This is a genomic window from Aeromonas sp. 160P, from assembly GCF_055193095.1.
Genome location: NZ_JBUXKV010000001.1, coordinates 1,542,961 through 1,555,083, shown reverse-complemented (window position 1 = coordinate 1,555,083; position 12,123 = coordinate 1,542,961). Strand labels below are relative to the sequence as shown.

Sequence of the window (12,123 nt, the reverse complement as noted above, 5' to 3'; positions counted from 1 at the left end):
GCATAGCGCTCATTTCAATTCGCGACAGGCCCGCGCTGATCTCAAGCGACCCTGTCGTGGTCGGGTGTCTGACACCCAAGAATAGCGATCAACCGGTGATCAGCAGATCTTTATGCACCTTGACCACCAGCTTCTTGACGCGAGCGGGCTGATTGAAGGTGCAGAGCGGACGATGCAGCTCCCCTGGCCAGAAGATGGCGAAATCACCGGGCTGCAGCGCCAGATAGCTGGTCTGCTCGTCATCGACAAACCAGAGGTCGGGATGGGGATGGTCGGCGCCGTCGCTCACGTAGTCGTGGGGGCCCACACCAATCCACTCTTCACCGCGCAGCAGCAGCTGGATATCGAGATAGTGCTGATGAAACTCACCACGGCGATCTGCAGTTGGCTCGGTCAGATCATCGCTCACCAGACAGAACAGGTTCAGGCCATCGATCTCGGTCTTGCCGAGCGGTGCCTCACCCCAGTGAGCCACGCTCTTCACCACCTCGGCCATGATGCGGGCCAGTGGGGCAGGCAGCGGCGTACGCTGCAGGGTGTTCAGGCTACCGGTGATCATGGCGTCTGTTTCCTGTTAGGTATATCTGCGTGGCATCTTTGCCAGCCAATGAAAAAGGACCTGTGACAGGTCCCTCAATAATGCCCTCTGCAATCCGTGCAAAGGGGTTTAAATCTTTTGCTGATGTTCAGCGCTCAAGCACTGTTACACACTCATCAGGTAACTGCCAAGAGGCATAGTCCCATTTTCACGGTGATCGTACCAGCTGAAACCATATTATTCACCACCCTTTCACTGTCGACTTTGACCAGACGCAAAAACGGGCGCATCAGCGCCCGTTTTTTTCGCACAACCGCATAAGAAGCGGTGTCATTCAAACCTTATTGGCGTTTTCCACCGGTTTGGCATACATGGCACGCCAGATATCTTTGTGCTCTTGGGGCACTTCCGACTGACGGGTCAGGAAGGCTGCCTGCTCGATGGTGTTGGCCTTGCCAGAGACATCGGCCGCCAGATAGTTGCTCGGGAAGAGGCGGTAGCTGCTCCAGATTGCCTTGTCGATCAGCGCGGCCAGTTCGTCCGGATCGCTGAACCCCTCGCTGATGGGGGCGCCGAAGGAGACGTGTACCCGCCCTTTCATGCCGACGATACCGGCGACTATGCTCTCGATATCCTCAAACTCGCCCTTCTCATAGCAGCCGTTGACCGACTTTTCATAGAGCTCGCGGGCCTTGGCCTTATCGGTTGGGTCCAGCTCATAGCTGATGCTGACGGGCACGATATTGAGGCTGCGCATGTAATCAACGAAGTCGATCTTCTGCTTCTTGCCGTCAACGTAGAACATCTTGAGGATGGCCGGATCTGTCTTGTCATCGCCATTCTTGGCGCGCCCCTCTTTCTGGGCGATCCAGATGGAGTGACCTTCGTGCACCGAGTTGCCGATATAGGCCGACAGTTCCCCGAGCATCTTCATCATCTCGCGTGGCCCTTTGGCAGATCGCTTGACGATAAAACTCTTGTTGAGCTTCATCAGCTCGGTGGCGCAGGGCTTGCGCAGCAGGTTGTCGCCGATGGCGATGCGCACGGTATCGAAACCATGGCTATGCAGCCCCCAGTTGACGAACGCCGGATCCATGGCGATATCTCTGTGGTTGGAGACAAACAGGTAGCCCTGCTCTTTTTTCAGATGCTCGATTCCGGAGAAGGTGATCCCCTTGGTGGAGGTGGCAATCATCCGCGACATATAACGGGTCACGCCGAGCTGCACCTGACGCACAGTAGTGACCTTGGACCACTTGCGGCGCAGGAACAGGCGGATCAGCGGGCGAATGGCCCACCCCAACCAGCTCATCAGAGAACCGAAACGATATCTGGCAATGGCCCCGATAAACTCATCATCCTGGATCAGTCGTTCGATGGCGGCCGGTACTTCTTCATCGCGGTAAGGGCGAATATCCGCGAATCTATCTACGTCAGTCACAATGTCAGCCTTGCATGCTAGGGAGTCGCGGCCAACCTGCGTTGGCCGGGAGAATTCAGGGCGCGATTTTACACGCTTTTATGGCAAGGGGTATGCAGCAAGCAACAATAGTGCGATCTGATCAGTTAATTAATCAAGGCTCAACGCCAGTGCTACGGCTGCCTCGGCATGAATGGCGGTGGTGTCGTAGAGCGGCACGGCTGCTCTGGCATCGCCCACCAGCAGGGCAATCTCGGTACAGCCGAGGATCACCGCCTCGGCACCTGCGGCCGCCAGCCCCGCGATAATGGCCAGATACTCGGCGCGGGATGACTCGCGGATCTCGCCAAGGCAGAGCTCGTCATAGATGATCCGGTGCACCCGCTCCCGCCCTGCTTCATCGGGCACCAGCACCGCCAACCCGAAGCGATCCTGCAGGCGTCCCTTGTAGAAATCCTGCTCCATGGTGAAGCGGGTGCCGAGCAGGCCAACTCGCGTTACCCCGTCTGCCCGCAATTTGGCAGCCGTCGCATCGGCGATATGGAGCAGCGGGATATCGATGGCCGCCTCAATCTCGGGGGCGACCTTGTGCATGGTGTTAGTGCCGATCAGCAAAAAATCGGCGCCGCCATCCTGCAGCTTGCGCGCTTCCGCCGCCAACAGGCGAGCGGTGGCGGGCCAGTCACCGGCATGCTGCAACCGCTCAATCTCGGCAAAATCGACACTGTTGAGCAACACTCGCGCCGAGTGCAAACCGCCAAGCTGTGCCCGCACCCCGCGGTTGAGCGCCTGATAGTAACTGACGGTGGACTCCCAGCTCATGCCACCCAGCAGACCGATACATTTCATATGAACTCCTTTCATCCCAAGGGAGGGCCGAGCCACGCCACCTTGCAGGCAAGGCAACGCGGGCGAGATAAAAAAGGCCCCGCAGGGCCAACAAGACAGCCGGTAACGGCCCGGGTCAGCCCCGGGCTAAAGCCAGATCATCCCGACACAGGCGGCCGTCGCCAGCCCCATGCCAAGATTGAAACGTCGCCAACCCCGGGCGGTGCGAATGATTTGCCGCACCTGGGCACCAAAAAGCACCCAAAAAGCCCCGGTGTAGAGGCCAGTAATAAAGAAGATCAGCAGCACCCAGAGCGCGGAGGGCCAGTAGGCCTCCCCCGCCAGGGTGAAACCGCTGATGGCGGAGAGCGCCATCATCCACGCCTTGGGGTTGAGCAGTTGCAGCATGGCACCCTGATGGGCGGGGATCAGCGGCCGGTTGCCCTCGGCCGGGCCGCTGGCGGTCGCTACCTTCCACGCCAGCCAGAGCAGATAAGCCGAGCCGATAAGCTTGAGGCCATCGTGCAGCAGCGGCACTTTCTCGAACACCACCCCGAGCCCCAGCGCGGTGGCGAGGATCATCAGATTGATCCCCCCCACCACCCCCACCAGCAGGGGAATGGTGCGGCGAAAACCTTGCGCTGCGCCGGCGCTGGTGAGCAGCATGTTGTTGGGCCCCGGTGTGCCGCAGGTGACCAAGGCAAACCCCGCCAGGGGCAGTAACCAGTTCAGATCCATCTCAACCTCTTGTTGATGCAAAGCGCCCGTTATGGGGAAAGCCTTCTAATATGCAGAGCCAACCCCGTGGCGACAAGTCAGAAATGCCTCTTTCTTGGCCACCTCGTCCATCAACGCTACGCGGTTCAATACCAGAGCATCACCACACAGAGCGCCGTCAGCAGGCCGAGGGAGCCATTGAGCCGCCGCCAGCCACGATCCGAGCTGATCCAGTTGCTCAGCTGATGGCCGAACAGCACCCAGACAAAGCAGACCGGCAGCGCCACCAGCACAAACATGGTCATCACCGCCAGCTGACTTGGCCAGTAACTGGCACCGTGCAGGCTGAACAGACTGATGGCGGAGATCCCCATCATCCACGCCTTGGGATTGAGAAACTGGAACCCCAGCCCCTCCAGCATGGTCAGCGGACGAGCGCGCCGGGCCGGATCTCCCGGTGCACCGGCCACCGCGATGCGCCAGGCCAGCAACAGCAGGTAGAGGCTGCCGAAGATCTGCAAACCGAGCCGCAGCAGCGGCCAGCGCTCGAACAGGGGATAGAGCCCCAAGGCCAGTACCAGCTGCAACACTGGCTGACCCACCCCCACCCCGAGCAGATGTGGCAGGGTGCGCCGCACCCCGAAGTTAGCACCGGAGGCGGTCAGCATCAGGTTGTTGGGCCCCGGCGTACCGCAGGTGAGCAGGGCAAAACCGAACAGGGTGATATACCACTCCATCGTCATATTGTGACTCCTTCCTCGCCACATTGTATCGATACAATGTGTGCTACTTGGTTGTGATTGGGATGAAATCCACGCTATATTGGCAGCAACGTTGGATCAATGGATTTATTGTCACCATGACAATCTGGACCCCGGACCTGGCGGCCTTCGATGGCCCCCTCTACCTCAAGCTGGTCAAGGCGCTCGAACAGGGGATCGCGAGCGGCGAGTTGCCCGCCCAGACCCGCCTGCCCACCCACAGATCCCTGGCGGATCGATTGGGCGTCACGGTCGGCACCATCACCCGCGCCTATGGCGAAGCGGAGCGACGCGGCTTGCTGGCGGCCAGAGTGGGCCACGGCACTTGGATTAAGGGAAGCGAGGTTAAGGGGGCGGGTACCGATCCCGCCAATGAGTGGGTGATCCGCAAAGAGGAGGGGCATCGCATCGAGCTGTGGCAGAACCTGCCGGTGCAGCTGGATCGGGCCGCCATCATTCGCCCCCTGTTGGGTGAGGTGGCGGACGGAAATCTCAACGCCCTGCTCGGCTACGACCAGGAGGCGGGGCGGCCGGATCAGCGCCAACAGTTCGTTGATTGGCTGGCAGATCAGGGGGTGACCAGCAGCGAGGAACGCCTGCTGTTCAGCCACGGCGCCCAGCACGGCATCATGCTGGCGCTGCTGGCCACCAACTGCGTGGGGGAGACCATCCTGTGCGAAGGATTGAGCTACCCCGGCATGCTGGGCAACGCCCGCCAGCTGAAGAATCAGGTGGTGGGACTGGCGATGGACGAGGAGGGGTTGCTGCCCGAGGCGCTGGAGGCAGCCTGCCGCACCCGGCGGGCCAAGCTGCTCTACCTCACCCCGACCCTGCAAAACCCCACCACCGCCATCATGAGTCTGGCGCGGCGAGAGGCCATCGTCGCCATCGCCCGTCGCCACGATCTGCTGATCATCGAGGATGACGTCAACGGCCTGCTGCCGGAGCCCCACCCAGAGCCGCTGGTCAATCTGGCACCGGAGCGGGTCATCTATCTGGGCAGTCTGGCCAAGATCGCCTGCGGCGGCCTGCGGGTCGGCTTCGTACTGACGCCCCCCACCCTGCGCAGCGCCTTCGCCCAGACCATGCGGCTGTCGAGCTGGATGGTAAGCCCGTTGCTGGTTGAGCTGGCCTGCAAGATGGTGAGTCAGCGCCAGATCATGCCGCTGATCCAACAACAGAGAGAGATACTGAAACGCCGTGGCGAACTGCTGCGCCACCTGCTGCCCGCCGCCCGCTGGCAGCCGGGCAGCATGCACGCCTGGCTGCCGCTGCCGGAGCCCTGGCGCAGCCAGCAGTTTGTCGCGGCCGCCGATGCCCTTGACGTTGGCGTGGCGAGCGGAGAACACTTCGCCGCCGGCCAGTTCGCCGCTCCGCAAGGGGTGCGCCTGAGCCTGAGCCAACCTGCCACCGACGCCCGGGTGGGGGAAGGGCTGGCCCGTCTGGCGCAACTGCTGCAGGGGACGCCCCCCAGCAACCCCCTGCTATAGTCAGGGCCACCCGAATTGCCCCTCATTCGCCAAGGAGATGCCATGCCCCCCATCAGAGCCGTCCTGCTGCTTGCCACCCTGCTGCTGGGCGGCTGTGCCTCATCATCGACCCACCAGCAGCTGGGGGCCGCGCTTAATGGGCTAGAAGGGGAATTGCAACGGCTGGAAGAGGAGTTGGCGGCGATGAACGGCCTGCACTATCAAAAGGCGATCGATGCCCCCCTGAGCCTGCGCCGGGCGCTTAGCACACCGCAACCCACCCCCGAGGGGCTGGTGCCGGTAGCCAGCAAGCTGGAAGATGGGCCGCAGCTCAGCTATCGCTACCTGCTGCCAGCGGGCATGGCGACCCTGCCACAGAGCAACCTCTGCCAACGCTACGAGTTCGAGCTGCGCCACCTCGGTCGCCTCGGCAAGCTCGAATTAAGCTGGCAGGGGGAACATGGCAAGGGTTCGCGGTTGATCCGCCAGGCCGACTGCCCCTTTGCGGCGCAGGCCCGCCCGCTGTAATAACCGATAACAGCCATGAGAGATGGCAATAACCGATTGAAATAGCAGCTTATAGTGCCCCTTCCACCACCCTGCCAGCTACTGTTAACTTTTCACTCATCAAGTACTGTGACTATGTTCCCATTGGGTCTACCATAATCAACTTAATGGTTTGCTCACAGGAAGTGCGCGCATGACGATACTGCTGCTTGAAGAGGCTCCCCTGCTCCGCAGCGCCATCACCCGGCAACTGACCGAACAGGGAGTACCCGCCGACCGGATCCACTACCACAGCCATCCTGGCCACTCCCACAGCGGCCTGCTTGCCCTGCTGCAACAACAGGCGTTCAGCGCCATCATCTGCCAGCAGGACAAACAGCAGGGACTGGAGGGGGCTCGCCTGCTGCACGAGGCTCACTACCTCGGCCTGCTGCAACCCGGTTGCGTACTGCTGTTGCTCGATGCCGATCAGAGTGAGCCCGATTTTCTCCCCTCGGATCTCTACTTCTCTCTCTATCTGTCGCTCCCCTTCATCACCCAACAGCTCACCGTCGTGCTTGAGCAACTGGTGAAATTAAGCAGCCTGACTCGCGCCCTAGCCGCCCCCATCCTGCTGCGAGAGTGGCAACTGGCCACCGCCCTGTGCGAAGACCTGCTGTTTCAGCGGGAGCATCGCTCGCTGGCTCCCTGGCTGGATCGGCTCAAGGGCTACCTGCTGCTGCAATCGGCCGAGGGGGTCGCCGCCGCCCAGCACTACGCTCTTTGTGCCAATGAGTATCTGGCGAGCTGGCCACGCGCCGGGTTCTTCTACGCCATGCTGGGGCTGGGCAAACTGCAGAACGCCGAGACCGACTTGCAGCGCCATCAGGCCAAATTGCCTGCCGCCACTCGGCTGGAGCTGCAACTCGCCAGTCAGCTGCACCAGCATCAGTGGCAGGCAGCGTGGGAAACCATGGGGGAACTGCAGCAGATCCGCCCCCATCAGCCGCGCTGGCATCAGCTGGCCATGTTGCTCGGGCTGGTGCAGAAAAATGAGGAGAAAGCGCTGGAGCAGGCCAACAGCCTGACCCTGCGCCACTTCACCGAGCAGCACATCCGGCTCACCATCGACGGCTTCATGCTCAATGCCAGTCTGGCGGTGCTGTGGGGAACCCTGTCCGGCAACCGGCTGCGATCCCTGCAACAGCAGTGGGATCACCTCAAACGGACAACCACGCTGGAACCCCATGAATATGGGCTGCTGCATGCGCTGATGCTGGGGCTGGAGTACCGCTTTGACGAGGCGCTGATCCTGATTGCCCATCACCAGCCGGACGATGCGAGCGACAGCCATCTCGCCTTGTTGCTGGGTTTTGCGGTCAGCCAGTTCTGTGGCCTGCCCCACCACGCCCAGCGCTACCTGACCCAACTGACCCACTACCGTACCAGAGTGGCGCCCCACCCGCTGACCCGCCAGCTGTTTCATCATCTGGTGACCGAGCTGGGCCAGCGCCTGACGGCGCGAGAACAACGGCTGAGCGAACTGCGCCAGCTGCGCCACAAGGCGATGCAGGCCCGCCAGTATCAGACCGCACTACAGGCGGGTTTGCAGCTGCTGGAGGAGTTCCCCGCCCTGCCCGGCGATGCCTGGCACCTGCTGGAGTTGTTACAACACGGCTGGCCGGCGGGCATGGCGGCCCCCAGAGTGTCGCTGCTGGTCGACACCCTGGAGCGACGCCTCAAACACAGCCCCGCGTTTCTGGATCAACATGGACAGCAGTACCAGCGCACCCTGCGCGAGATCCGCACCCATTTGCAGCCACACCTCTCCGGCAACGGTCCCTCATGCCTTGTCGAAAGGCGGCCCGAGTCATGATGGTGCAGACGGCGCGCCAACCGGTGCCATCAGTTGCGCTCTAGTCTGTTGCGCTCAAATAGAGAGAGGGGAGCCTTGGCTCCCCTCTCTCTATTAGTGCTCTGTGTCAGCTTGGTATGATGAACGCCGGGCTCAATCCAGCGCGTCACTCGCCAGCGCCACCTTGAGAAAATCCTTCCAACTGATGATGCCGACCAGCTCGCCGTTCTCCAGCACTGGCAGGCAGGATACTCCCTTTTCCAGCATCAGCTTGACGCCGTCACGCACCGTGAGATGGGGGCCGATGGTAATGAGCTGACGGCTCATGACCTGATGAGCCCGCCGGTTAAGGGTCTCGGTATCGCGGCTCATTTCGGCCTCGGAGTCGAGGTAGGGGCTGATGGCGCGAAACAGATCCCGGTCCGATATGACCCCCACCAGTTTATCCTCCTCCAGCACTAGCAAATGGCGGAAGTGAGCCTGCTCGAAGATACCTTTGATGACATTGAGTCGATCATCCATAGAAACGGTGGCGACTCGAGTCGTCATAATATCCCTGATATGCATGCTAACCTCCGTGAACTGAACTGGTTTCTCTGTTATGGCATGTTTTTACCGCGCCAGCCAGTGGCCAGCCCTTTGCTCAAGTGCAAATCCTCGCCATTTCACGTAAGATCCGCGCCAGATTTTCTCCTCCATTTTGAGCAAGCAGACCCTCTCCATGATAGTTGCCAGTCAAATCGAACTGATCCGCGGCGGCCGCAAGCTGCTGGACAACGCATCCGCCACCATTCACCCCGGCCACAAAGTGGGCCTGGTGGGTAAAAATGGCTGTGGCAAGTCCACCTTTTTTGCACTGGTTCGCGGTGAGCTGAGCATCGACAACGGCGCCTTCAGTCTGCCAGTCGGCTGGCAGATTGCCGGTGTCGCCCAGGAAACCCCGGCGCTCGATTGCTCCGCCCTCGACTACGTGATCGACGGCGACAAAGAGTTCCGCATTCTGGAAGGCCAGCTGCAGCAAGCCGAACATGATGACAATGGCCTGCTGGTCGCCGAGCTGCATGGCAAGCTCGACACCATAGGCGCCTACAGCATTCGCGCCCGCGCGGCCGAACTGCTCCATGGTCTGGGTTTTAGCGACGAGCAGCTCGGCTCGCCGGTGCGCAGCTTCTCCGGTGGCTGGCGAATGCGTCTAAACCTCGCTCAGGCGCTGCTTTGCCGATCCGATCTGCTGCTACTCGATGAACCGACCAACCACCTGGATCTCGATGCGGTGATCTGGCTGGAGAAGTGGCTCAAGGGCTATCAGGGCACGCTCGTCCTTATCTCTCACGACCGCGATTTCCTCGATTCGGTGATCAACCGCATCATCCATATCGAGAACGGCAAGCTCAACGAATACACCGGCGGCTACTCCGATTTCGAACTGCAGCGCGCCGAACAGCTGGCCCAGCAGCAATCCATGTACGAGAAGCAGCAGCGGGAAATGACCCACATGCAGGCGTATGTGGATCGCTTCCGCTACAAAGCCTCCAAGGCTCGTCAGGCCCAGAGCCGCCTGAAAGCGATGGAGCGGATGGAGAAGATCCTCCCCGCCCACGCCGACTCCGAATTCAGCTTCGAGTTTCGCCAGCCGTCGGCCCTGCCGACCCCGCTGATCGCCATGGAGAACCTGTGCGCCGGTTACGGTGACAAGGTCATTCTGGAGAAGATCAAAATGAACCTGGTACCGGGTTCACGGATCGGTCTGCTCGGTCGCAACGGCGCCGGTAAATCTACCTTCATCAAGATGCTGTCGGGCTCAAACCCGCCACTGTCTGGCAAGCTGGAGGTGAGCGCCGGGGTCAGCATCGGCTACTTCGCCCAGCATCAGCTGGAGACCCTGCGTCTCGACGATACCCCCCTCGATCATCTGGCCCGCCTCGCGCCGGACAAATCCGAGCAGGAGCTGCGCAACTATCTGGGCAGCTTCGGCTTTCACGGCGACAAGGCGCTGGACAAGGTGGCCCCCTTCTCTGGTGGCGAAAAAGCGCGGCTGGTGCTGGCTCTCGTCACCTGGCAAAAGCCGAACCTGCTGCTGCTGGATGAACCGACCAACCACCTGGATCTGGAGATGCGCCACGCCCTGACCATGGCGTTGCAAGGCTTCGAAGGGGCCATGGTGGTGGTCTCCCACGACCGTCACCTGCTGCGCACCACCACCGATGACTTCTATCTGGTGCACGGTGGCCGGGTCGAGCCGTTCGATGGCGATCTCGACGACTACCACAAGTGGCTCGGCGAGCAGGAGAAAGAGGCCAACGCCAAACCGGCTGATGGCCCGGTCTCCGCCAACTCGGCGGTGGCACGCAAGGATCAGAAACGACTGGAAGCCCAGTTCCGCCAGCAGACCCGCCCGCTACGTCAAAAGCTGGAGAAGCTCGAAGCGAGCATGGCGAAGCTGCAAGACAAACTTGGCGACATCGAGAGCCAGCTGGCCGATCCTGCCATCTATGAAGAGGGCGCCAAGAACCGGCTCTCCGAACTGCTCAAATCCCAGGGCCCCCTCAAGGAGCAGCTGGAAGAAGTTGAGCTGGAGTGGATGAGCCTCTCAGAGGAGCTGGAAACCATGGAGCAGGCCTTCTTTGCGTGATGAGCAGCTGATGGCAAGCGAACGGATCGCGGTACATGAGTTACCGACGCCGCTGGGCTTCTGGCACTGGAGTGGCAAGGTCTATGGTGAGCGCAGTCAGGACTGGCTCACCGTGCAGACGCTGGGGGGCAACGTCAATCTGGCGCTGCTGCTACACCGCCTCGATCAGCTCGGCATCCTGGTCGATCTGACCGACCTGCAACCGGCGCTGGTGCAGACCGAAGCGGTGCTGACCCCGTGGCGCGCCCTGCGCCAGAGCGCCAAGGCGCGGGTCGATGCGCAGGAGTACCAAACCATGCTGGCCCACGAGCTGGAGCTGGAACGGCTGCAGCAGGGGGTCTTGCTGCAGACCCTGCGCAGCCTCTCCCTGTATCGCGGCAACAGCCGTAATTTGTTGAACTATCTATCGTTATTGGGTGCCCAGCAGGGGCCCCTCAGAGACCTAATATGCTGAGCTACCGCCACGCCTTTCACGCCGGCAACCATGCCGACGTACTGAAACACGCCGTTCAGGCCCTGATCATCGAATCCCTCAAGAAGAAGGATAAGCCCTTCATCGTGCTGGACACCCATGCCGGTGGCGGTCTCTACGACCTGCGCGGCGACTGGTCCCAGAAGAAGGCCGAGTATGCCGACGGCATCGGCCGGCTGTGGGACGAGCGGGCCCAGTGGTCAGCCATGGCCCCCTATCTCGGCGTCATCGAAGAGATGAACCCCGGCCAAGAAGGGCACGGCGGCGAGCTGCACTACTACCCGGGCTCCCCCGAGCTGTCACGCCGCCTCACCCGCGAGCAAGACAAGCTGGCGCTGATGGAGCTGCACAACAACGAGGTGGACGATCTGCGCGCCAACATGGGCTATGACCCCCGCGTGGCCGTGCACCACCGTGACGGCTTCGAGGGGCTGATCGCCCTGCTGCCGCCGACCCCGCGCCGCGGGCTGGTGCTGATCGATCCGCCCTACGAGCTGAAGGAAGATTACTTCGCCGTGGTCGATACCCTGAAAAAGGCGCAGAAGCGCTGGGCCACCGGCATCTACGCCCTCTGGTATCCGATCCTCGGGCAAGAGGCGGACAAATCCCGCGACATGCTGCGCGCCATCAAGCGCGAGAACTTCGGCAACGTACTGGTGGCCGAACTGGAAGTGGCCGGTCAGACCGCCGACTGGGGCATGAACGGCTCAGGGATGCTGATCATCAGCCCCCCCTGGATGCTGGATGAGCAGATCGAGGCATTCCTGAAACCGCTGTGTGCCAAGCTGGCCCAGGGTGCCGGCGCCCAGTACAAGGTGGAGTGGCTCAATAAAGCGGAAGCCTGAGCTGCCTGAAACCTGAAGCCTGAATAAACCTGAAGCCTGAATAAAAAGAGAAGCCCCGTGTTGGGGCTTCTCTGTTTTTTGCGCACCGTGCTTTTTGTAC

At 61.3% G+C, this 12,123-nt stretch carries 12 protein-coding genes; 6 read left to right on the top strand and 6 right to left on the bottom strand.

Annotated elements, in window-relative coordinates:
- Window positions 1–88 precede the first annotated feature (88 nt).
- The 5 genes from ACY8FN_RS07405 to ACY8FN_RS07385 form a co-directional block, all read right to left on the bottom strand.
- A complete protein-coding gene (locus ACY8FN_RS07405; protein WP_463099621.1) occupies window positions 89–559 on the bottom strand; it encodes a NanQ anomerase/TabA/YiaL family protein in 471 nt (156 codons plus the stop codon).
- A gap of 313 nt (window positions 560–872) precedes the next feature.
- The gene (locus tag ACY8FN_RS07400; RefSeq protein WP_101319526.1) at window positions 873–1,979 is read right to left on the bottom strand and encodes a 1-acyl-sn-glycerol-3-phosphate acyltransferase; all 1,107 of its coding nucleotides are present in this window, start codon (window positions 1,977–1,979) and stop codon (window positions 873–875) included.
- A 129-nt stretch (window positions 1,980–2,108) separates the two neighbouring features.
- Complete coding sequence (locus ACY8FN_RS07395) at window positions 2,109–2,807, bottom strand: aspartate/glutamate racemase family protein (protein WP_463099620.1); 699 nt, start codon at window positions 2,805–2,807, stop codon at window positions 2,109–2,111.
- Between the two features lie 126 nt (window positions 2,808–2,933).
- Window positions 2,934–3,524: a LysE family translocator gene (locus ACY8FN_RS07390; protein WP_101348108.1), complete on the bottom strand. Its 591-nt coding sequence runs from the start codon at window positions 3,522–3,524 to the stop codon at window positions 2,934–2,936.
- Window positions 3,525–3,649: 125 nt separating this feature from the next.
- Window positions 3,650–4,246 (bottom strand): LysE family translocator, encoded by a 597-nt coding sequence (locus ACY8FN_RS07385; protein ID WP_463099619.1) that lies wholly within the window; start codon window positions 4,244–4,246, stop codon window positions 3,650–3,652.
- A 116-nt stretch (window positions 4,247–4,362) separates the two neighbouring features.
- Here ACY8FN_RS07385 and ACY8FN_RS07380 point away from each other — a divergent pair, with 116 nt between their 5' ends.
- The 3 genes from ACY8FN_RS07380 (at window position 4,363) to ACY8FN_RS07370 (ending at window position 8,095) form a co-directional block, all read left to right on the top strand.
- Window positions 4,363–5,754, top strand: a complete 1,392-nt coding sequence (locus tag ACY8FN_RS07380; protein ID WP_463099618.1) for an aminotransferase-like domain-containing protein — start codon at window positions 4,363–4,365, stop codon at window positions 5,752–5,754.
- Window positions 5,755–5,796: 42 nt separating this feature from the next.
- A complete protein-coding gene (locus ACY8FN_RS07375; RefSeq protein WP_463099617.1) occupies window positions 5,797–6,261 on the top strand; it encodes a hypothetical protein in 465 nt (154 codons plus the stop codon).
- Between the two features lie 172 nt (window positions 6,262–6,433).
- On the top strand, window positions 6,434–8,095 hold the full coding sequence (locus tag ACY8FN_RS07370) for a response regulator (RefSeq protein ID WP_463099616.1): 1,662 nt from the start codon (window positions 6,434–6,436) through the stop codon (window positions 8,093–8,095).
- 132 nt (window positions 8,096–8,227) lie between these two features.
- Here ACY8FN_RS07370 and ACY8FN_RS07365 read toward each other — a convergent pair whose 3' ends face one another.
- Window positions 8,228–8,641 (bottom strand): CBS domain-containing protein, encoded by a 414-nt coding sequence (locus ACY8FN_RS07365; RefSeq protein WP_101325759.1) that lies wholly within the window; start codon window positions 8,639–8,641, stop codon window positions 8,228–8,230.
- Between the two features lie 154 nt (window positions 8,642–8,795).
- On the opposite strand from ACY8FN_RS07365, the gene ACY8FN_RS07360 reads away from it, so the two are divergent.
- The 3 genes from ACY8FN_RS07360 to ACY8FN_RS07350 are packed head-to-tail and all read left to right on the top strand — an operon-like array spanning window position 8,796 to window position 12,023.
- The gene (locus tag ACY8FN_RS07360; protein WP_463099615.1) at window positions 8,796–10,706 is read left to right on the top strand and encodes an ABC transporter ATP-binding protein; all 1,911 of its coding nucleotides are present in this window, start codon (window positions 8,796–8,798) and stop codon (window positions 10,704–10,706) included.
- Window positions 10,699–11,160 carry a DUF2390 domain-containing protein gene (locus tag ACY8FN_RS07355; protein ID WP_463099614.1) on the top strand — a complete coding sequence of 154 codons (462 nt, stop codon included), beginning with the start codon at window positions 10,699–10,701 and terminating at the stop codon, window positions 11,158–11,160. Before ACY8FN_RS07360 ends, ACY8FN_RS07355 begins: the two co-directional genes overlap by 8 nt.
- Entirely contained in the window at window positions 11,154–12,023 is an 870-nt protein-coding gene (locus tag ACY8FN_RS07350) for a 23S rRNA (adenine(2030)-N(6))-methyltransferase RlmJ (RefSeq protein WP_463099613.1), read from the top strand. Before ACY8FN_RS07355 ends, ACY8FN_RS07350 begins: the two co-directional genes overlap by 7 nt.
- Window positions 12,024–12,123: the final 100 nt, after the last annotated feature.

Coding starts and splice junctions, on each gene's coding strand:
- ACY8FN_RS07365 (WP_101325759.1), bottom strand. CDS start 8,641: ATGCATATCAGGGATATTATGACGACTCGAGTCGCCACCGTTTCTATG.
- ACY8FN_RS07405 (WP_463099621.1), bottom strand. CDS start 559: ATGATCACCGGTAGCCTGAACACCCTGCAGCGTACGCCGCTGCCTGCC.
- ACY8FN_RS07350 (WP_463099613.1), top strand. CDS start 11,154: ATGCTGAGCTACCGCCACGCCTTTCACGCCGGCAACCATGCCGACGTA.
- ACY8FN_RS07390 (WP_101348108.1), bottom strand. CDS start 3,524: ATGGATCTGAACTGGTTACTGCCCCTGGCGGGGTTTGCCTTGGTCACC.
- ACY8FN_RS07375 (WP_463099617.1), top strand. CDS start 5,797: ATGCCCCCCATCAGAGCCGTCCTGCTGCTTGCCACCCTGCTGCTGGGC.
- ACY8FN_RS07360 (WP_463099615.1), top strand. CDS start 8,796: ATGATAGTTGCCAGTCAAATCGAACTGATCCGCGGCGGCCGCAAGCTG.
- ACY8FN_RS07380 (WP_463099618.1), top strand. CDS start 4,363: ATGACAATCTGGACCCCGGACCTGGCGGCCTTCGATGGCCCCCTCTAC.
- ACY8FN_RS07370 (WP_463099616.1), top strand. CDS start 6,434: ATGACGATACTGCTGCTTGAAGAGGCTCCCCTGCTCCGCAGCGCCATC.
- ACY8FN_RS07395 (WP_463099620.1), bottom strand. CDS start 2,807: ATGAAATGTATCGGTCTGCTGGGTGGCATGAGCTGGGAGTCCACCGTC.
- ACY8FN_RS07385 (WP_463099619.1), bottom strand. CDS start 4,246: ATGACGATGGAGTGGTATATCACCCTGTTCGGTTTTGCCCTGCTCACC.